Origin of the sequence: Pseudomonas sp. 13B_2.1_Bac1, from assembly GCF_025466155.1 — a bacterium.
GTDB lineage: Bacteria > Pseudomonadota > Gammaproteobacteria > Pseudomonadales > Pseudomonadaceae > Aquipseudomonas > Aquipseudomonas aylmerensis.
Genome location: NZ_JANLOH010000058.1, coordinates 19,600 through 39,164, shown reverse-complemented (window position 1 = coordinate 39,164; position 19,565 = coordinate 19,600). Strand labels below are relative to the sequence as shown.

Sequence of the window (19,565 nt, the reverse complement as noted above, 5' to 3'; positions counted from 1 at the left end):
CCTCAGATCTGGAAGAACAGTGAACGAGCCAGCTGCGGGCTGATTTCGCTGCGATAAATCGCGATCTGATCGCCGTCGCTCAGGCCGGTGCGATGGATCGCGCCGCCGAGTCGCTGCTGATCACGGGTCTTGAGGTGGCCGGCGGTGAACTGGTCGAGCTCGGCGGGCGGCGAATCGTAATGAAAGTGCGCATACCACAGCACTTCCTGGGTGTCGTGATCGCTGATCGCGTACTCATCCAGGTAGTCCTTGCCGGGGCCCTTGAGGCGCCGTCGGGTGATCACCTTGGCAATTTTCACCGCCCCTTGGCTGTGCAGCCATTGCACTCGCGCCGCTGTAGGCCGTTGCTGTTTGGTCATGCTGACGCGGGTACTGGTGCCCAGGGCATAAAGCCGTTGCATGGCGTCGTTGAGTTGGCGGTTGAGGGCGGCGGCAGACGGTCGATCGCTCTCCGTGAGGTTGCGTTGGGTCAGCGCCTCTTCGATGCTGCTCGCTGCCTGCCCCATACGGGCGGCGTGTTGGTGCAGCATCTCTTCGATTTCCACCGGGATTCGCCCGGCTTTTCTTGACTGCGCCAGGAGGCGCTGAGTCGTGGAGGGCTCCTCATCCAGCAGGTTTTGCGCGGTGCTCATGCTGGTGTCGAGGTCCGCAGCCGGTGGCCGTTGCGGCCTTGAGGCCGGGGTTATGCGCTCGACCCATACCCCGGGGCTTTTTTCGTGGAAGGTCGCAATGACCTTGCCCGTGACCGGCGCCTTCACGTCCAGGAGCCCCTCGTCAGAGGGGCGTGGCTCACCCACCACCACTGCGTTGAAGCGGGTCTTGATGACCTTCTTCTTCGGCACCTGCGGCGTTTTTGACGGGCCGGCCTTGGTCTCCCGCGGCTTGCGTTCTTTCAACAGTCTGGCCAGTTCATGCACGGCTTGCCTGTTGAAATCGTCGATGCGTTGGCGAAGGCTCTCCAGCGGTTCCCTCTGCACGTAGTCCGGGTGTTCGGCGTGCAGGTCCAGCAGGCGTTGGTCGACCAGGGAAAATTGTTCGACCAGGCTGTTGAGCACCTCGATCCGTTCGCTGGGGTCGCTGACACTGGCGTCGGGCATGGCCTCGATCCATGTTTGTATGTTGAGGTCGGCGATATTCACGATTTCATTGAGCTGGGTGTGGGCATCGACGAAGGCTTCACCACTGCCTTCCTTGATGCACAGGTAGCGATTCAAGGTGATTTGCAGGGCCTTGAGGTCGTGCAGCTTGAAATCAGGCAAGGCATGGAGGGTGTTCTGGATGACTTTCAAACCGTCGATGCCCAGTTCCTGCAGGTGCAGGTAACGGGTTTGCGCGTATTCGAGGCGGCTGATCATGTCCAGGTTCAGCTGCGACATTTTCTCGGCGAGTGCGGTCTGTCTTACGGTTTGCATCGGCGCGAGGGCCTCCATCTCATCCAGCGTCGACAACAGTTCTGTTCGAAACGTCGGCAGGGTTTCAGAGACGGCGAAACGGGTGAGCAGCAGTTGCTGGTTCAAGTAGTCGATCATGTCGCATTGGTAGTTGGGCACCGTATCGATGACGTTCAGCGCCCGAAGCTGGCGGATGGGTACGTCGTACTCGGCCAGGCGCGTGTCCAGTTTTTCGATGAATGCCCGGCGTTGTAGGTTGGCAGAGGGGCCAGGTTGCGGCTCTATTGCGGCGTGCGCCGTGGCAACCTCGGCCTGCCCGCGTTTCTGGCCTGCATTGAAGGTGGTGAGCTGGTCTCTGAGCTCGACAATTCGCGATGGTTTTTGGGCCCGCGCGGCCTTGCGCCGATTCCTGAACCCGGCGCCACGCAGGCGTAGTCGTGTGTCGACGTACCATTGGCCAGCGAGGTTGCTGATCAGCATGGGGCCGACGTGGGAAGGCCGCTGCGGGTCGATGATCATGACGGTGTCGTTCTCATCGAGCATGACCTCGAACCAGCGCTCCTTGACCGGTGCATACCATTTATCACCCAGGGCATAGAGATGCAGGTGAATGCCGGGCTCGTTGACTGGCTCCCCCAGCCCATCCGGTTTGTCGACCTTGAAGCGATCCAGTGTTGCCGCAAGGCTTGAAGGTAAGCGATTAACTGCGCCGCTGTTGTGCAGCGGGCCCAGATGGCGTGCCGGCAGTTCGGCATCGGGCAGGTTGGGTTGCTTTGTCACCGGGATCTTTTGCGGCAGTGGCGTGGGGTGGGCACTCGCTGGCAGTTGCGCCTGTGTGGGTTCAATCCTCGGAGGCCGTGCCTTGAGCGGGCGGGGCTGTGGCGGATGGCGTAGGGCAACATGCAGCACCAGGGCCATGCCCAGGTTGAGCAACAGGTCGACCTGCGCTGTCCAGGAGGTCTTGCCGTCAGGCCCGGACTCGGCTTGGGTGGCTTCCTGCAGGTCGTCCATGATTTGCCAGATCCAGGCGGCGATCCCGACCGTACGCCCCAGAAAGGGCAACGCCGCGCTGAAAATCAGCCAGCCGGCCTGCCGGTAAGTGGCCCAGCGTTTCTTCACGTTGGACACCGATTGCCGGTTGGCCAGTTCAACCATCGCATTGGCGTTGTCCTTGAACAGGGTCGCCAGGGGGTCGTTGCCCAAGACCTCATCACTCAAGGCAATGGGGCCGCTCATTTGCACCAACACCTGCGGTTCCACTAGCCCGCGCACAACGGTCCATGGCGAGGGCAGGGCAGCAGGGAAGACGTACTGCTCGTAGTTGAAACGGCTGTCATTGGGTAACCAGGCCAACACCGAGTCGCGCAGGCTGTGGTTATGTTTGATGGCATACAGCAGGTTTTGCCGGGACGGGAACTGCAACAGAACCGGCTCCAGCAGTGGGCGATATAGCAGGCATGGGCCTTGGGTGTGGTCGTGGGGGCCAATCACGAACATATTCTCCACCCCATCCTGTTCCTTGCCGGGACGCAAGATTGGGATAAAGGCCAGGCGACGGATGACAATCTCTTGCCCGTCGACCTGCCTGTCGTGCGCTTGTGTCTGCACAGCGGCGGCGACATAACGGTAACCACGTTCATCAATGCCGTGCAGGCCTTGAATTTTCCACTGCAGCGCCAGCAATGGCAGTTGCGTGCGCAGGTGCGAGGTGTAGAGGGTCTGCCGGCTCCTGGACTGTTGCGGATCATCCAGCAAGATTTTTTTGATCAGCTTGGGGTAGCGTCCGCCGATGTCGAGAGTTTCGATCACGCCCTTGAGGTAGTCGTACGTCAGCCACGCGGGACCTTTCCCGCCGTTGTAGTGCACGCTGGGCGTGCCGGTCGGCAGGCCCGTGAGGTTTTCCAGGGCCAGGTCGATCAGACTGCGCCGGGTGATATCGCTGGTACCGGGTAACACGAAGGTGCCCCAGACCACGGGGCTCTCGATGCTGATTTCGACCTTGTCCAGATTCAGGTTCGCGCGATTTCTATGCCAATTGATCTGCTTGTGCAGCTGTTCGCGTGCGTAATCTCGGATCGGTGGAACGTCGTCCTGGAACGTTCGACCAAGGTTGTGGGTATGCACCTCGGCCAGTTCAATCACGTACCGGCTGTAGGTCGATACGTCGAGGTCCGAAGCGTTGGCGAGCCAGTCGGGGAGTTGTTCATGAATCTGGCGGATGCTCGACAGCGAGTGCTCGCTCAGATCCTCGATCACCGGCAGGATCCGTACGACCGCCTGGCTGGTGGTGACCGTCACGGGGGCGACGTCGAGGCCGGTCGGGCCAATCGAACCGATCGCCTGCAGTTGCAGGGCGATCAGGTTGCACGCCAGGCTGTCGAAGAAATCTGCGCCGGGTTCGTACAGTCGCCACTGCACACCCTCACCCGGTTGATATTGCGCCAGGCTTGCAGGTAGCGACTCACCGAGCTTTTCCAGCGACTCGAACTTCTCATAACCCTTGAGCAGCGAATAGGCCAGGATCCGCTCGCTCTGCTCGTGTTTGCCGATCAGCACCGCCATGTCCGACAGGCCAATGTGCGTGGATTGGTTATTGAGGCTCGTGTCCATGTCGATCAGATAAGCGTGGACCTGGTACGTATCGACGGCCTTGCGTTTGGCCTGCTCTGGAAACCGGTACAGCAACCTGGCCATGGCGCAGTCGTGCTCGTCCCAGCCCTCCTGCGTGGTGACGTTCCACACGTTGCGCAAGGAATGTGAGAGCAGCTGCCAGCGCGGGCCAGTCAAGCCGCTGGAGGCATTCCAGTAGTCGAGTTGCTGCTCCTGGTAGGCAGTGAAAATCAAGGCTGCCAGCTCATTGATCAACCGCGCGATGTCATCGATCTTCACCGGCAGGTGTTCGGCGCGGGGTGCCTCTGGCTGCGCCGTGAGGAAATGCTCGCCGTCGATATAAATCACCGGCTCCGGCGACAGGGCCTGGTTGGCCAGGACCGAGGTCAGCGACTCCATGGCGGGGGGCGTTGACTGAATGAGATCGTCGACGATGCGCCAGTGTGGCGTGACGACGGTGGCCAGGTCCGGGTCGATATTCAGTGTCGGGTATTGCTCCTTGAGGGCGGCGCGCAACAGATTGGCGGCGACTTCGCGGATGGACGGGCCGGTACTCAGTTGTGTCAGCAGACTGTAGGTGCTGGGCGGGCGGTTATTGGTGGGGATCGAGTCGGTGGGCATTTGCAGCTCCTTGGCCGGTATCAGGCGTGAAGAGCTGCAAGGTAGAGTCTGGCAAGGCGGGCGAGACGGTAGATAAGTAGTAACGGCCGGGGCCTGCACGCCCCGGCCGTGGCCGATCAGGTCCCGGACTTGATCTTGGTCCAGGCGCGGGTCCTGGCGCGTTCTGCGTCGCGGCCCAGGGGTTTCAAGGTGTAGAGCGTGGCCATTGCCGCTTCGGTGGGGTACAGGTTGGGGTTGTTGCGGATCGCCGGGTCAACCTGTTCAGTCGCATCCTTGTTGGGATTGGGGTAGCCGACGAAGTCACTGATCGGCGCGATCACACCAGGTTGCAGCAGGTAGTTGATGAAGGTGTAGGCGTCCTGCGGGTTCTTCGCGCCTTTGGGGATGGCAAGCATGTCGAACCAGATCGGCGCGCCTTCCTTGGGCAGGCGCATGTCCACTGTCACGCCGTTCTTGGCTTCCTTGGCGCGGTTGGCGGCCTGGGAAAAGCTGCCGGAATAGCCGACGGCGACGCAGATGTCTCCATTGGCAATGTCGGCCATGTACTTGGAAGAGTGAAAGTAGGTGATGTACGGGCGGATCTTCATCAGCAGCGCTTCGGCTTTTTCATAATCCTTGGGGTTGCTGCTGTTGGGGTCCAGGCCCAGGTGCTGCAGGGCCAGTGGCAGGATCTCCGACGGCGAGTCCAGCAGGGCGACGCCGCACTGCTTGAGTTTGCTGATGTTTTCTTCCTTGAAGATCAGGTCCCAGCTGTCCACCGGCGCGTTGTCGCCCAGCGCCGCCTTGACCTTGGCCGGGTTGAAGCCGATCAGGATGGTGCCGTACATGTAGGGCACGGCGAATTTATTGCCGGGATCGTTGGCCTCGATCAGCTTCATCAGCTTGGGATCGAGGTGGTTCCAGTTCGGCAGTTGGCTGCGGTCCAGGGGCTGGAACACGCCGGCCTCGATCTGCTTGGCCAGGAACACATTGGAAGGCACCACCACGTCATAGCCGGAGTTGCCGGTGAGCAACTTGGCCTCCAGGGCTTCGTTGGTGTCGAAGATGTCGTAGACCAGTTTGATCGCCGGGTTCTGCGCCTTGAAGTCATCCAGGGCCTTGGGCGTGATGTAGTCGAACCAGTTGTAGACGCGCAGGGTTTTTTCTTCGGCGTGGGCGGCAGTGCTGAGCACCGCCGCGCAGAGTACAAGCGACTTGAGCATGTTCATTCGGCTGACCCCTCAAAACCTTCGAGAACGTTGACGGCATTGATGCCGATTTCTTCCACGGCGTAGCCGCCTTCCATCACGAACAGCGTGGGCGTGCCGAGCTGCGCGATGCGTTTGCCCATGGCCAGGTAGTCCGGGCTGTCGAGCTTGAACTGCGAAATGGGATCGTCCTTGAACGTGTCCACGCCCAGGGAGACCACAACGATGTCGGCGCCGTAGCGCTCGATTTCACCGCAGGCCTGCTCTAGGGCCGCGCTCCAGGTGTCCCAGCCGGAACCGGCTGGCAGCGGGTAATTGAAGTTGAAGCCTTCCCCGGCGCCCTCGCCCAGCTCATCGGCGTAGCCGAGGAAGAACGGAAACTCCGCTTCCGGATGCCCGTGGATCGAGGTGAACAGCACATCGCTGCGTGCATAGAAGATCGACTGGGTGCCGTTGCCGTGGTGGTAATCCACGTCCAGGATCGCGACTTTCTTATGGCCCTGGTCGAGAAAGGCCTGGGCGGCGATGGCGGCGTTGTTGAGGTAGCAATAGCCGCCCATCAAGTCGCTGGCGGCGTGGTGTCCCGGTGGCCGGCACAGGGCGAAGGCGCTGCGGGCGCCGTGTTGGATCGCCTGTTGCGCGGTGAGCGCGACCTGCGCCGCGCTGTAGGCCGCTTGCCAGGTGCCGGCGGTAATCGGCGCGCCGCCGTCGAAGCTGTAATAACCGAGCTGGCCGTGCAGGCTGGTGGGCAACACGCGGCGCAAGGTGCGCGCGGGCCAGGTGTAGGGCAGCAGGTCGCCGTCCTGGTTGAATTCGGTCCAGCGTGCCCAGGCGCCTTTGAAAAAGTCGAGGTAGTCGTGGCTGTGGATGCGTTGCAGCGGCGCCAGGCCAAAGTCCTGCGGCGCGTGCACAGGGCCCAGTTCGCGGTCCTTGACCCGCTGGAGCACGTGGTCGGCGCGCGAGGGCATTTCGAAGCAGGGCATCAGCTGCCCGTCCATCAGTTCGCAACGGCCATGGTGCAGGTGGTGATCGTCCGAGTAGATCGTCAGCATATTGTTGTTCTCCGCAGGCGGTATCGGTGCATGCAGTCTTGCGGGCGACGGCGATTATGAGAACGGCAGGAGCGGCCAAAAGGGGATAAATGTGGCCAAATTGTCTGTCCGAAATTCGCCCCTCAATGGGGCGTCATGGTCGAAATTGGCTCGGCGCCACGCCGCTCCAGCGCACGAACGCATGGCGAAAGCTGGCGGTCTCGCTGAACCCCAGGGCCTCGGCGATCCGATAGATCGGCCACTGATCTTCAGCCAGTAACTGTTTGGCGCGTTCAAAGCGCAGCTCGTCGAGCAGTTCCTGGTAGCTGCAGCCCAGGTCATGCAGGTGTCGGCGCAGGGTACGCGCCGAGCACTTCATCTGCTCGGCCAGGCCTTCGAGGCCAGGTGCGGCGTGCAGTTGTGCCGCGAGCAACTGGCGGATCCGTCCCAGCCAGGCTTCGCGCCCGGTGAATTCGGTGTTCTGTTTACGGCAGCGCTCGGCCATGGCCTGGTGGGTCACGGTATCGGCGAGGGGCAAAGGCTGGGAGAGCCAGCGTTGGTCGAAGGCGAACGCATTGGCGGTCGCCTGGAACTGCAACGGGCAGTCGAAAGACTCGGTGTAGCGCGCCTGATAATCCGGCGCATCGTGCTCAAAGCGCGCGCCCAGCAAGGGCAGCGGATGGCCGAGCAAGTCGTCGCAGATGACCTTCAGCGATCCCAGGCACAGCTCGACGTTGAAGGCGGTCAGCGCCGGGTTCTCGCGATAATCGCCGGCGGTGAACCAGATACGCTCGCCGTCCTCCTCCAGGCTCAGTTCGAACAGTGTTCCCAATAGCGCCGGATACCGCAGGGCCAGGCGCAAAGCGTCACCGAAAGTGGCACTGGTGAGCAGGGCATAGCCGAGCATGCCGTAGGACGAAACGTGCATGCGCCGCCCCACGATCAGGCCGATATCGCGCTGCAGCGCCACGGCATTGGCACACACCTGCATCTCCTGGTGGGTGGCAATGCGCGTGTCGGCGCGGCTCAAGTCCGCCGCGCAGATGCCGCTGCCGGCCAGCAGCGCTTCGGCGGGCAGGCCTTCGGCCTTGAAGGTGCTGAGCACCAGGGAGACGGCATTGAGGGTAGTGAGGTGGGAGTGCAGCATGCGGACTTCCAGCCAGATGATGGCTGGAAGTGGAGCAAGTTATATGCCGGTCAGCTCAGTTCGCCACACAGGTCGAGTTCCACCAGGCGGCGGACGTCTGCGGTGGCGAGGCCGGCACCGAGCAGCGCTTGCAGCTTGCCGAATGCCGCTTCGCGGGTCATGCCGCCCCCGGACAACACACCGACACCGCGCAAGCGGCTACCGGCTTCATACACGTCCAGTTCTACGCCGCCTTCATGGCATTGGGTGATTGCCACCACCACCACGTCCCGATCCTGCGCGCGCTGGAGGCTAGCCAGGAACGCCGGGTTATCGCTGGGCCCGGTGCCGCTGCCGAAGCATTCGAGCACCAGTGCCTGGATCCCGCTGTCGATCAGTGCATCCACCTGCACGGCGGCAATGCCTGGCACCAGCGGCAATACGCCGACATTGGCCAGGGCCTTGGGCTGGCGGTAGTCCAGGGCGGCGGGGAGCGTCTCGGCCTTGGCCACGCCACCGTTACGCTGCAACGCAGCAAACGGATGGCGACCAAAACTGCGGATTTTCGCGCAGCGGGTCGGGGCCATCAGCGCGCCGTGGAAGTACAGGTGCACACCCGGGGCCAGGCCTTCGCCCAGCGCTGCCAGCGAACCGCTGACGTTTTCCCAGGCGTCGCTGTCAGGCACGCCGGCGGGCAGCATCGAGCCGGTAAATACCACGGGCACCGGCAAACCCAGCAGTTGGAAGCTCATGGCCGCTGCGCTGTAGGCCAGGGTATCGGTGCCGTGCAGGACCAGCACCGCGTCGCAGCCTGCGTCCACGGCTTCAATCACCGCGACGCGCAGGCGCTGCCAGTAGGCGGGAGTCATGTTGGCGCTGTCGATCAGCGGCGCCATTTCCCGGAAGCGCCAGGCGGGCACGGGCTCGTTGGCGAGTTGTTCGCGCATGCGGGCTTCGAAACCGGATGCGGGCGCCAGGCCGTTGGCGCTGGCCTGCATGCCGATGGTGCCGCCGGTGTAGAGCACCATGATGTTGTTAGCTGGGGACATCGAAGAATCTCCTGAACGAAAAACGCCGCCGGGCCCAGAGCATGCCCAAGGCCGGGCGGCGTGTCATCTATCTAGGCTTACGACGCTCAGCGTTGCGCTTGAGCGTTCAGTTCAGCCGATGCTTGAGCCGCTGGCTGCGACTTCACCGGATTCGCCGGCCAGGCCTTGCGATCCAGGTCCAGGTCAGGGAACTGGCTGGAGTCGAACACCGGGGTCTTGATGCCCGCTGCGCGCTGGTTGTCGTAGTCATTCAGGATGCGCATGGCGATCTTGAACAGGAACGCCAGGGCGAACAGGTTGACGAACGCGAGCATGGTCATGGTGATGTCGGCGAAGGCGAACACGGTGCTCAGGTTCTCGATCGAACCCCAGAAAATCAGCACCAGCACCAGCGCGCGGTAGCCCATCAACACTTTGCGGTTGTCGCCCACGATGAAGCGCAGGTTGCTCTCGCCGAGGTAGTAGTTGTACATGATCGAGGTGAACACGAACAACGCCAGGGCCACCGAGATGAACATCCGGCCCCAGTCACCGACCACGGCCGCCAGGGAGTTCTGGGTCAGGGCAATGCCGTCGCCTTCAAAGCCCGGGGTGTAGAAACCGGAGAGCAGGATCAGCAGCGCCGTACAGGTGCAGATCACGAAGGTGTCGAGGAACACGCTGAACGCCTGCACCACGCCTTGGGCGATCGGGTGTTCTACCGACGCCACCGCTGCCACGTTAGGCGCACTGCCCAGGCCGGCTTCGTTGGCGAACACGCCGCGCTTCACACCCATGATGATCGCGCTGCCCACCAGGCCACCGAAGGCCTGGTCCAGGCCGAAGGCGCTCTTGACGATAGTCGCGAGCATGGCCGGCACGTGGTCGAATTGCAGCACGATCACGTACAGGGTCACGGCGATGTAGACGAGGGTCTTGACCGGTACCAGCAGGTCGGCGATCGAGGCAATACGCTTGATCCCGCCGATGAACACCAGGCCCAGCAATACCGCCAGCGCCAGGCCGGTGTAGGTGGTGTCCAGGCCGAAGGCGTTGTTCAGCGAGTGAGTCACGGCGTGGGCTTGCAGGCCGTTGAAGGCAAAGCCGAAGGTCACCAGCAGCAGGAAGGCCATGACCATGCCCAGCCAGCGTTTCTTCAAGCCATGCTGGATGTAGTAGGCCGGGCCGCCACGGTAGGTGCCTTCGGCGTCGGTGCGCTTGTACAGCTGGCCGAGGGAGCATTCGATGAAGCTCGAGGACATGCCCACCAGTGCGGTGACCCACATCCAGAACACGGCGCCCGGACCGCCCAGGGTCACGGCAATGCCGACGCCTGCGATGTTACCGGCGCCGACGCGACCGGCGAGGCTGAGCATCAGCGCCTGGAACGAGCTGAGCTGGCCGGAGCTGCTTTTCAGGCTGTCGCGAAACACCGAAAACATGTGGAAAAAGTGACGCAATTGAACGAAACGCGAGCGGATCGTGAAGTAGCCACCGAGCCCGACAATGAGCACGATCAATACTTTCCCTGAGAGGAAGTCGTTGATGACTTCTAGCATGGAGTGTTCCTCGCTGATTTTTCTAATGGCAAACGCAGGACGGTCCGACACGTCGTATGGCACCAGGCAGTGCACGACGGTTCGACCCCAATCCTTTTGCGGGTGTTGTTATTCATGCGGTTTCGCGCTTCCAGGGTCTCGTTACCGACGACCGCTGACGCGAAGAGGGGCGGCACTATACCTAGGAGTGTGTGATCCGTCTGCACGAGGCGATTAAAGGTTTCAGCAGGCCGGGGTCGGGCAAGGCGGGTTTGCAGGGCGATATTGGAGTTTTTATGGACGTCATTTCACAACCTTGAGGCAAAAAAAAGGGCCTGAAGAACGAGCCTTCAGGCCCTCAAAAGGTGAGAGGTGTCTAGTCCCTCAACCTGGTGAGCGGTGCAACAAACGCTTAGGCCTTCAACGGGACCAAACGTGGGGCAATCATGTTTTCGGGGCGCAGGATGTCGTCGAGCATGGCGTCGTCGAGCAAGCCTTCTTCACGCACCAGTTCCAGCACGCCGCGGCCGCTTTCGAGGGCGATGCGCGCGATGCGGGTGGCGTTTTCATAGCCGATGTACGGGTTCAGCGCGGTGACCAGGCCGATGGAGTGCTCCACCAATTCGCGGCAGCGGGCTTCGTTGGCGGTGATGCCGACGATGCAGTGCTCGCGCAGCATGTCCATAGCGCGTTGCAGCAGGCGGATCGAGTCGAAGATCTTGAAGGCGATCAGCGGCTCCATCACGTTCAACTGCAGTTGGCCGCCTTCGGCTGCCATGGTCAGGGCCAGGTCGTTGCCGATGACCTGGAACGCCACCTGGTTGACGGCTTCCGGGATGACCGGGTTGACCTTGCCGGGCATGATCGAGCTGCCTGGCTGACGCGCCGGCAGGTTGATCTCGTTGATGCCGGTACGTGGGCCGCTGGACAGCAGGCGCAGGTCGTTGCAGATCTTCGAGAGCTTCACCGCGGTGCGCTTGAGCATGCCGGAGAACAGCACGAAGGCGCCCATGTCGGAAGTGGCTTCGATCAAGTCGGCAGCCGGTACCAGCGGCTGGCCGCTGATCAGGGCCAGGCGTTGTACGGCCAGGGCCTGGTAACGCGGGTCGGCGTTGATGCCGGTACCGATCGCGGTGCCGCCCAGGTTCACTTCGGTCAGCAGTTCTGGCGCCAGGGTTTTCAGGCGGGCCAGGTCTTCACCGAGGGTGGTGGCGAAGGCGCGGAATTCCTGGCCGAGGGTCATCGGCACGGCGTCTTGCAATTGGGTGCGGCCCATTTTCAACACATGACCGAACTCGACGCCTTTGGCAGCGAAGGCCTGGATCAGGCTGTCGAGGCTGGCCAGCAGCGCGTCGTGGCCCAGCAGCAGACCCAGGCGGATCGCGGTCGGGTAGGCGTCGTTGGTCGACTGCGCCATGTTCACGTCGTTGTTGGGGTGCAGGTACTGGTACTCGCCCTTGTTGTGGCCCATGGCCTCCAACGCGATGTTGGCGATGACTTCGTTGGCATTCATGTTGGTTGAAGTGCCGGCGCCGCCTTGAATCATGTCCACCACGAACTCTTCGTGGAAATCGCCGCGGATCAGGCGGGCACAGGCTTCGCTGATAGCAGCGTGCTTGGCTTCGCTGAGCTGGCCCAACTCGCGGTTGGCGTCAGCGGCTGCTTGCTTGACCATTGCCAGGCCGACCACCAATTTCGGGTAATGCGAAATCGGAACGCCCGAGAGGCGGAAGTTATTCACCGCTCGCAGGGTCTGGATGCCGTAATACGCTTGGGCAGGTACTTCGAGTACGCCAAGCAGGTCTTTTTCTGTGCGGAATGATGCAGCGGAGGACATGACGGAAATCATCTCGATATGGACCCGGAACAGGCCGGAACGCTGCGAATGCTAGGCTTGTAGAAGTTTTTGGGCCAATGCTGTTAAACACTGGCCTATGCACAAACGGCATAATGTCGGTGTGACCCGGTTATCATGGCGGGCGTGTGTGCCAAAATGGTGCGTACCCGTGGGAGGAAATGATGAACCTTGAGAGCAAATGGCTGGAAGACTTCAGCGCCCTGGCGGCAACCCGCAGCTTTTCCCAGGCGGCGGAGCGGCGCTTTGTCACCCAGCCGGCGTTCAGTCGGCGTATTCGCAGCCTGGAAGCTGCGCTGGGCCTGACCCTGGTCAATCGCTCGCGCACGCCGGTTGAACTGACGGCAGCGGGGCAGTTGTTTCTGGTGACCGCGCGCACGGTGGTCGAGCAGCTCGGTGAAGTGCTGCGCCATTTGCATCACCTGGAAGGCGGGCAGGGCGAGGTTATGCAAGTAGCCGCCGCCCACTCCCTGGCACTGGGATTCTTCCCGCGCTGGATCGCGCAACTGCGCAATGAAGGCCTGAACATCGCCACGCGGCTGGTGGCCACCAACGTCGGCGACGCCGTGCATGCCCTGCGCGAAGGCGGCTGCGACCTGATGCTGGCGTTCTACGACCCGGATGCGGCGATGCAGATGGACGCCGAGATCTTCCCGTCGCTGCACCTGGGCAATACCGAAATGCTCCCGGTGTGCGCCGCCGATGCGGATGGCAAGCCGCTGTTCGACCTGGAAGGCGAGGGCAGTGTGCCGTTGCTGGCGTACAGCGCCGGTGCGTTCCTGGGGCGTTCGGTACATCTGCTGCTGCGCCAGCGCGCATTGCGCTTTACCACCGTGTACGAAACCGCCATGGCCGACAGCCTCAAAAGCATGGCCCTCGAAGGCCTGGGCATTGCCTGGGTGCCGCAGTTGAGCGTGCGCGCTGAACTGGCACGGGGCGAACTGGTGGTGTGCGGCGGGCCGCAATGGCATGTGCCGCTGGAGATTCGACTGTATCGCTGCGCGCTGGTGCGCAAGGCGAACGTGCGGTTGTTGTGGCGCAAGCTGGAAGGCGGCGCAGCACAGAATACTTGAGCCAACACAGATCAAATGTGGGAGCTGGCTTGCCTGCGATAGCGGTGTATCAGCCGACATTTCAGGCACTGACCCTCCGCCATCGCAGGCAAGCCAGCTCCCCCAGTATTTTGTGGTGCTTTCGCTGACCTGGAAGTCAATAAAACCGCCTGTTTGAGGTGTAAGACAGATGGTCATCCAAGGGGCTGTTTATCTGGATTATTACGGTATACTGCGCGGCCTTCGGCCGGTCCAACCGGCCAAATTTCGTACAACAAGCCACGCCGGATTTCCCGCGTGGCTTGTTGTTTTTTGACGCGCCTGCGGGCGCCCAGAGAGAAGAGGCACGACGATGAGTGCATTGGTTGGCGTGATCATGGGCTCCAAGTCCGATTGGTCCACCCTTAGCCACACCGCCGATATGCTGGAAAAACTCGGCATTCCGTATGAAGTGAAAGTGGTCTCTGCCCACCGCACCCCGGATTTGCTGTTCCAGTATGCCGATGAAGCAGAATCCCGTGGCATCGAGGTGATCATCGCCGGTGCCGGCGGGGCGGCGCACCTGCCAGGCATGTGTGCGGCCAAGACTCACCTGCCAGTGCTTGGCGTCCCGGTGCAGTCGTCGATGCTCTCGGGCGTGGATTCGCTGTTGTCCATCGTGCAGATGCCGGCCGGTATCCCGGTGGCGACCCTGGCGATCGGCAAGGCCGGCGCGATCAACGCCGCGTTGTTGTCCGCCAGCATCCTGGGCGCCAAGCACCCGCAGTTTCACGCGGTGCTGAAAAAATTCCGTGCTGAGCAGACAGACAGCGTGCTGGACAATCCAGACCCACGTATCGCCTGAGGTTGTTGACGATGAAAATCGGTGTAATCGGTGGCGGCCAACTGGGCCGCATGCTGGCCCTGGCGGGTACCCCGCTGGGGATGAACTTCGCTTTCCTGGACCCGGCGCCGGACGCGTGCGCGGCTGCACTGGGTGAACACCTGCGTGCTGACTACAGCGACCCGGACCATCTGCGCCAACTGGCCGACGAAGTCGACCTGGTGACCTTCGAGTTCGAAAGCGTCCCGGCCGAAACCGTGGCATTCCTCTCGCAGTTCGTGCCGGTGTACCCGAGCGCCGAAGCCCTGCGCATCGCTCGGGATCGCTGGTTCGAGAAGAGCATGTTCAAGGACCTGGGCATCCCGACCCCGGCCTTCGCCGATATCCAGTCCCAGGCCGACCTCGACGCTGCGGTGGCCAGCATCGGCCTGCCGGCCGTGTTGAAAACCCGCACCCTGGGTTACGACGGCAAGGGCCAGAAAGTCCTGCGCACCGCCGCCGATGTGGTCGGTACCTTCGCCGAGTTGGGCAGCGTTGCCTGCCTGCTGGAAGGCTTCGTGCCGTTCACCGGCGAAGTCTCGTTGATCGCCGTGCGTGCCCGTGATGGCGAAACGCGTTTCTACCCGCTGGTGCACAACACTCACGACAGCGGCATCCTCAAGCTGTCCGTGGCCAGCACCGACCACCCGTTGCAGGCCCTCGCGGAAGACTATTCCAGCCGCGTGCTCAAACAGCTGGATTATGTCGGCGTGATGGCGTTCGAGTTCTTCGAAGTCGACGGTGGCCTCAAGGCCAACGAAATCGCGCCGCGCGTGCACAACTCCGGGCACTGGACCACCGAAGGTGCCGAGTGCAGCCAGTTCGAGAACCACCTGCGGGCAGTGGCCGGCTTGCCGCTGGGCTCCACGGCCAAGGTCGGCGAGAGCGCCATGCTCAACTTCATCGGCGTGGTGCCGCCGGTTGACCGCGTGATCGCCATCGATGACTGCCACCTGCATCACTACGGCAAGGCCTTCAAGGCCGGGCGCAAGGTCGGCCACGCCAACCTGCGCTGCAAGGACCGTGCGACGCTGCAAGCGCAGATCCTCAAGGTCGAAGCGCTGATCGCCGAGCAATAACCCAAGGATCGGCGGGAACCATTGGTTGCCGCCGTCTCTCTGATTGCAGGATGGCGAAGCCTGACTAGGCTTTGACATGACTCACATTCAATCAGAGGGAAATGCCATGGGTATCATCGGAACCATCTTCATCGGCTTGATCGTCGGCCTGCTGGCGCGTTTCCTCAAGCCAGGCGATGACAGCATGGGCTGGATCATGACCATCCTGCTGGGTATCGCAGGTTCGCTGGTCGCCACCTACGGTGGTCAGGCCCTGGGCATCTACCAGGCGGGCCAGGGCGCAGGCTTCATTGGCGCGCTGATCGGTGCCATCGTGTTGCTGGTGATCTACGGCCTGCTGCGAAAAAAATGATTTAGCTTCATGGCCCTCTGCGCTGCGCAGGCGCGGAGGGCTAGAATGCCGACACTGTTAACCTTGTCGAGCCTCTCCATGCGCCGTCTTCTGTTCACTCTTCTATTACTGGGCTCCGGCCTGGCCCACGCCGGCGAACTGCCGGAAACCGACTGGCTCGACCTGATGCCGCTGTCGGACCAGAAAGCCCTCGAAGCGATGCCCGAGATCGATCACAACTCCCCCGAAGCCCAAGGCACGTTCACCGACAAAGGTGGCTTGAAGCAGAGCAAGGGCTTGCCGGCTGTGATGTATTCGACCAAGACCGTGGCCGCCATGAACGGCAAGAACATCCGCATCGGCGGTTACCCGGTGCCGCTGGAGACCGACGCCAAGGGTCGCAGCACGCTGTTTTTCCTGGTGCCCTACCCAGGCGCCTGCATCCACGTGCCGCCACCGCCACCCAACCAATTGGTGCTGGTGCGGTATCCCAAGGGCCTGAAGCTGGATGATATCTACACGCCGCTGTGGGTTACGGGCACGTTGAAGGTGGAGAAGGTCAACAATGACCTGGCCGATGCGGCCTATGCACTGGATGCGGGGAAGGTGCGGGTGGTGAAGGAATCCGACCTCTAGACACCGCGAAACCCGTAGGCGCTGGCAAGCCAGCTCCTGCATCGGGTTCGGGTTTACAGGGCTAGCGCTTTGATGCTCACGCCCAGGGTATGACTTTCGCCCGGCGCCAGGCTCACCACATCATCCAGCACATTCGCCGTCTCGATGCACAGCATGCCTGTCCACCCATCATCGGCCATGTCATCAAACGCCTTGGCGCGTTCGGTCCAGGGGTTCCAGATCACCGTCGACTTCGAGCCCTCGGCAGTGAGTTGGATGCGGCGCTGCCAGTCTTTGTCGACAATAGTCAGCTGGGGCGGCGTGTCGAGGTAGATGCGATCCGTCTCGGCGGTGAAGTGCAGCAGCCCCGATTGCGTCTTCTCGGTCCAGCCGTCGGCGGTATCGATGTACGACAGCCCGTCCAGGCCTTCGACCTGCACGTTGCGCACATCGCTTGCGGCGAAGTAGGTGTGCAGCGCCTGGCTGAGCGTCACGGTATCAGTGCCGCGGTTGTGGCTGGTCAGGTGGATATGCAGTTGGTCGTCCAGCCGCAGGCTCAGTTTCAGGTCGACCTGATGCGGCCAGCCGGGGAAGCCTCCCGCAGGCACCGGCAACACCAGGTCGACCCGCAGCGTTTCGCCTTCGAGTTCCGTCGCGGCCAGTTCCCACAGGGCGGTGCGCACAAAACCGTGGGCGCCGGCGGGCTGGTCACTCTGGCGCATTGCCTTGACGCTTTGCGGATTGCGGTCAAACACGCCAAACCATGGCCAGCACACCGGAACGCCGGTGCGAATGCCTTTGCCTTGCTTGAACACCGCCTCAGGATTCGGCCAGATCAGCGGCTGCTCGCCTGCGCGTTGGTAACTGAAGATGTGCGCGCCTTGTCGGGCGACTTTCAGTTCGGCGCCGTTGTGGCGAATGTGCCAGCAATCCAGCTCGTCGATTTTCACGGTTTCAACGTGGGGCGTAGGCATACACAGCACTCTTTATGGCAGGCAATGGGGCAATTGACCGTCAAAACCCGATGAGGTTTAACGCGCGCGCGACGGGACCGAACGCGTGCGGCCGCTGCCATCGATGGCGACGAACACGAACACCGCCTCGGTGACCTTGCGCCATTCGCTGGACAGCGGATCATCGCTCCACACTTCGACCATCATCTGGATCGAGCTGCGACCGATTTCCAGGGCCTGGGTATAGAAGGAAAGCTGCGCGCCCACCGCCACCGGGACCAGGAACGCCATGCGATCAATCGCCACGGTGGCCACGCGGCCACCCGCGACCTTGCTGGCCATGGCGGTACCCGCCAAGTCCATCTGCGCGACCAGCCAGCCGCCGAAGATGTCGCCGAAACCGTTGGTTTCACGCGGGAGGGCGGTGATTTGCAAGGCGAGATCGCCTTGCGGGATAGGATCTTCTTGTTCGAGTTCGATCATGCCGGGGGTGCCTCTGACCCGTGACGCTTCATGGGTATTTCAAGTGGATAGCCGTCTTCTGGAAAAACGTTTCAGCACCAACATACACCGCGTGATGCGTTTCTCGTAAGGCGTACTAAAAGGGAAACTCTGCCAAATCGGCTGGATGGCACCCAACGACGTTTTGGCACAGCAGCCCCTCAAGACTGGGGTTCTGCGCTTGCAAGGGCCGAGTATATCGAGACACATGCGCCACGACGACCTCTGGGCACTCATTTGGTCGGCAATTCGCGGCTGTATCGCGGCTTTTTCCGGCAACTGTGCTTCTGATTGCGGTTAATGTGCGGTCACCGGGGATAATTTGCACACTGGAACTGTTATCAGCTCACCGCTGTGCTTTTCCAAGCGATTTGCTATCTTGCCGAACCCGCCCTGGCGCAGCCAGCACCCCGGATCTGCCGTCCTGACTAATAAGAGAAGCCTTGCCATGTCCTCCGTGCCCGCAAGCAGTGCGCAACCTTCGCGCCCGCTGACCCGCAACGACTACAAAACCCTGTCGCTGTCTGCCTTGGGCGGGGCGTTGGAATTTTATGATTTCATCATTTTCGTGTTTTTCGCCACCGTGGTCGGAAAACTGTTCTTCCCCGTGGACATGCCCGAATGGCTGCGCATGATGCAGACCTTCGGCATCTTCGCCGCCGGCTACCTGGCGCGTCCGTTGGGCGGCATCATCATGGCGCACTTCGGTGACCTGCTGGGCCGCAAGAAGATGTTCACCCTGAGCATCTTCATGATGGCCGTGCCGACCCTGATCATGGGCCTGCTGCCGACGTACGCGCAGATCGGCCTGTGGGCGCCGATCCTGTTGCTGCTGATGCGCGTCATCCAGGGCGCGGCGATTGGCGGCGAAGTACCGGGTGCCTGGGTGTTCGTTTCCGAGCACGTGCCACCGCGCCATATCGGCTACGCCTGCGGCACCCTGACCAGCGGCCTGACCGCCGGGATCCTGCTGGGCTCGCTGGTGGCCACCGCAATCAACACTATCTATAGCCCGGAGCAGGTCTCGGATTACGCCTGGCGCATCCCGTTCCTGCTCGGCGGTGTGTTCGGCCTGCTGTCGGTGTACCTGCGCCGCTGGCTGCATGAAACGCCGATCTTCGCCGAGATGCAGCAACGCAAGACCCTGGCCGCCGAGCTGCCGTTGCGCGCCGTGCTGCGTGATCACCGCAGTGCCATCGTGTTGTCGATGCTGCTGACCTGGCTGCTCTCGGCCGGCATCGTCGTGGTTATCCTGATGACCCCGACCGTGTTGCAGACCGTCTACCACTTCAGCGCGACCGTGGCGCTGCAGGCCAACAGCCTGGCAATCGTCACATTGAGCCTGGGCTGCATCGCCTCCGGCGCGCTGGCCGACCGTTTCGGCGCCGGGCGTGTGTTGATCTTCGGTTGTGCCCTGTTGCTGGCGACCTCCTGGACGCTGTACCACAGCCTCATCGCCCACCCCGACTGGCTGTTCCCGCTGTACGCCTTGACCGGTTTGTTCGTCGGCACCATCGGCGTGGTGCCGTACGTCATGGTCAAAGCCTTCCCGCCGGTGGTGCGTTTCAGTGGGTTGTCGTTCTCCTATAACGTCGCCTACGCCATATTCGGCGGCCTGACGCCGCTGGCGGTGTCGCTGCTGATGAAGGAAAGCCCGATGGGCCCGGCCTACTACGTTGCTGTCCTGTGCGTGATGGGGATAGTCGTGGGTGGGTTCCTGTGGAAACGCGGGCGCTAAGACCCGCCCGATCATCGAGTGTGGCGAGGAAGCTGGCTCGCGCAGCG

General features: G+C 62.2%; 15 protein-coding genes. 6 read left to right on the top strand and 9 right to left on the bottom strand.

Translation table 11 applies throughout. The features are described from left to right. Window positions 1-2: 2 nt before the first annotated feature. The 7 genes from NTD80_RS15640 to aspA all read right to left on the bottom strand — a co-directional run bounded on the left by NTD80_RS15640 (window position 3) and on the right by aspA (window position 12,369). On the bottom strand, window positions 3-4,622 hold the full coding sequence (locus NTD80_RS15640; protein ID WP_262134228.1) for a dermonecrotic toxin domain-containing protein: 4,620 nt from the start codon (window positions 4,620-4,622) through the stop codon (window positions 3-5). Window positions 4,623-4,738: 116 nt separating this feature from the next. After that, window positions 4,739-5,830 carry a polyamine ABC transporter substrate-binding protein gene (locus NTD80_RS15635; protein WP_106802264.1) on the bottom strand — a complete coding sequence of 364 codons (1,092 nt, stop codon included), beginning with the start codon at window positions 5,828-5,830 and terminating at the stop codon, window positions 4,739-4,741. Next, a complete protein-coding gene (locus tag NTD80_RS15630) occupies window positions 5,827-6,861 on the bottom strand; it encodes a histone deacetylase family protein (protein ID WP_262134227.1) in 1,035 nt (344 codons plus the stop codon). The genes NTD80_RS15635 and NTD80_RS15630 overlap by 4 nt, the downstream gene beginning before the upstream one ends. A gap of 133 nt (window positions 6,862-6,994) precedes the next feature. Continuing rightward, window positions 6,995-7,987, bottom strand: a complete 993-nt coding sequence (locus tag NTD80_RS15625; RefSeq protein WP_065902572.1) for an AraC family transcriptional regulator — start codon at window positions 7,985-7,987, stop codon at window positions 6,995-6,997. Window positions 7,988-8,037: 50 nt separating this feature from the next. After that, on the bottom strand, window positions 8,038-9,015 hold the full coding sequence (locus NTD80_RS15620) for an asparaginase (RefSeq protein ID WP_262134226.1): 978 nt from the start codon (window positions 9,013-9,015) through the stop codon (window positions 8,038-8,040). Between the two features lie 86 nt (window positions 9,016-9,101). Next, window positions 9,102-10,553, bottom strand: a complete 1,452-nt coding sequence (locus NTD80_RS15615; RefSeq protein ID WP_262134225.1) for an alanine/glycine:cation symporter family protein — start codon at window positions 10,551-10,553, stop codon at window positions 9,102-9,104. Between the two features lie 391 nt (window positions 10,554-10,944). Continuing rightward, window positions 10,945-12,369, bottom strand: coding sequence for an aspartate ammonia-lyase (aspA, locus tag NTD80_RS15610; RefSeq protein ID WP_017135792.1), 1,425 nt, complete (start codon window positions 12,367-12,369; stop codon window positions 10,945-10,947). Window positions 12,370-12,551: 182 nt separating this feature from the next. On the opposite strand from aspA, the gene NTD80_RS15605 reads away from it, so the two are divergent. The 5 genes from NTD80_RS15605 (at window position 12,552) to NTD80_RS15585 (ending at window position 16,347) form a co-directional block, all read left to right on the top strand. After that, complete coding sequence (locus tag NTD80_RS15605; protein ID WP_010566930.1) at window positions 12,552-13,460, top strand: LysR substrate-binding domain-containing protein; 909 nt, start codon at window positions 12,552-12,554, stop codon at window positions 13,458-13,460. A 331-nt stretch (window positions 13,461-13,791) separates the two neighbouring features. Further along, complete coding sequence (purE, locus tag NTD80_RS15600; protein WP_003195648.1) at window positions 13,792-14,283, top strand: 5-(carboxyamino)imidazole ribonucleotide mutase; 492 nt, start codon at window positions 13,792-13,794, stop codon at window positions 14,281-14,283. An 11-nt stretch (window positions 14,284-14,294) separates the two neighbouring features. Continuing rightward, on the top strand, window positions 14,295-15,380 hold the full coding sequence (locus NTD80_RS15595) for a 5-(carboxyamino)imidazole ribonucleotide synthase (protein WP_017476761.1): 1,086 nt from the start codon (window positions 14,295-14,297) through the stop codon (window positions 15,378-15,380). Window positions 15,381-15,486: 106 nt separating this feature from the next. After that, the gene (locus tag NTD80_RS15590) at window positions 15,487-15,732 is read left to right on the top strand and encodes a GlsB/YeaQ/YmgE family stress response membrane protein (RefSeq protein WP_010168336.1); all 246 of its coding nucleotides are present in this window, start codon (window positions 15,487-15,489) and stop codon (window positions 15,730-15,732) included. A 78-nt stretch (window positions 15,733-15,810) separates the two neighbouring features. Beyond that, window positions 15,811-16,347 (top strand): DUF3299 domain-containing protein, encoded by a 537-nt coding sequence (locus tag NTD80_RS15585; RefSeq protein WP_017135795.1) that lies wholly within the window; start codon window positions 15,811-15,813, stop codon window positions 16,345-16,347. Window positions 16,348-16,400: 53 nt separating this feature from the next. Here the strand turns inward: NTD80_RS15585 and NTD80_RS15580 are convergent, their stop codons facing one another. Beyond that, window positions 16,401-17,300 carry a D-hexose-6-phosphate mutarotase gene (locus NTD80_RS15580; RefSeq protein ID WP_262134224.1) on the bottom strand — a complete coding sequence of 300 codons (900 nt, stop codon included), beginning with the start codon at window positions 17,298-17,300 and terminating at the stop codon, window positions 16,401-16,403. A 57-nt stretch (window positions 17,301-17,357) separates the two neighbouring features. Next, a complete protein-coding gene (locus tag NTD80_RS15575; RefSeq protein WP_003176975.1) occupies window positions 17,358-17,762 on the bottom strand; it encodes an acyl-CoA thioesterase in 405 nt (134 codons plus the stop codon). A gap of 466 nt (window positions 17,763-18,228) precedes the next feature. On the opposite strand from NTD80_RS15575, the gene NTD80_RS15570 reads away from it, so the two are divergent. Further along, window positions 18,229-19,518 carry an MFS transporter gene (locus NTD80_RS15570; protein WP_262134223.1) on the top strand — a complete coding sequence of 430 codons (1,290 nt, stop codon included), beginning with the start codon at window positions 18,229-18,231 and terminating at the stop codon, window positions 19,516-19,518. The last annotated feature ends 47 nt before the right edge of the window (window positions 19,519-19,565 follow it).

What these genes read in the sequence shown, in the direction of transcription:
- NTD80_RS15590 (WP_010168336.1), top strand. Translation starts at nt 15,487, where the DNA reads ATGGGTATCATCGGAACCATCTTCATCGGCTTGATCGTCGGCCTGCTG.
- NTD80_RS15620 (WP_262134226.1), bottom strand. Translation starts at nt 9,015, where the DNA reads ATGTCCCCAGCTAACAACATCATGGTGCTCTACACCGGCGGCACCATC.
- NTD80_RS15640 (WP_262134228.1), bottom strand. Translation starts at nt 4,622, where the DNA reads ATGCCCACCGACTCGATCCCCACCAATAACCGCCCGCCCAGCACCTAC.
- NTD80_RS15625 (WP_065902572.1), bottom strand. Translation starts at nt 7,987, where the DNA reads ATGCTGCACTCCCACCTCACTACCCTCAATGCCGTCTCCCTGGTGCTC.
- NTD80_RS15595 (WP_017476761.1), top strand. Translation starts at nt 14,295, where the DNA reads ATGAAAATCGGTGTAATCGGTGGCGGCCAACTGGGCCGCATGCTGGCC.
- NTD80_RS15570 (WP_262134223.1), top strand. Translation starts at nt 18,229, where the DNA reads ATGTCCTCCGTGCCCGCAAGCAGTGCGCAACCTTCGCGCCCGCTGACC.
- NTD80_RS15630 (WP_262134227.1), bottom strand. Translation starts at nt 6,861, where the DNA reads ATGCTGACGATCTACTCGGACGATCACCACCTGCACCATGGCCGTTGC.
- NTD80_RS15615 (WP_262134225.1), bottom strand. Translation starts at nt 10,553, where the DNA reads ATGCTAGAAGTCATCAACGACTTCCTCTCAGGGAAAGTATTGATCGTG.
- NTD80_RS15605 (WP_010566930.1), top strand. Translation starts at nt 12,552, where the DNA reads ATGAACCTTGAGAGCAAATGGCTGGAAGACTTCAGCGCCCTGGCGGCA.
- NTD80_RS15635 (WP_106802264.1), bottom strand. Translation starts at nt 5,830, where the DNA reads ATGAACATGCTCAAGTCGCTTGTACTCTGCGCGGCGGTGCTCAGCACT.
- NTD80_RS15580 (WP_262134224.1), bottom strand. Translation starts at nt 17,300, where the DNA reads ATGCCTACGCCCCACGTTGAAACCGTGAAAATCGACGAGCTGGATTGC.
- aspA (WP_017135792.1), bottom strand. Translation starts at nt 12,369, where the DNA reads ATGTCCTCCGCTGCATCATTCCGCACAGAAAAAGACCTGCTTGGCGTA.
- NTD80_RS15585 (WP_017135795.1), top strand. Translation starts at nt 15,811, where the DNA reads ATGCGCCGTCTTCTGTTCACTCTTCTATTACTGGGCTCCGGCCTGGCC.
- NTD80_RS15575 (WP_003176975.1), bottom strand. Translation starts at nt 17,762, where the DNA reads ATGATCGAACTCGAACAAGAAGATCCTATCCCGCAAGGCGATCTCGCC.
- purE (WP_003195648.1), top strand. Translation starts at nt 13,792, where the DNA reads ATGAGTGCATTGGTTGGCGTGATCATGGGCTCCAAGTCCGATTGGTCC.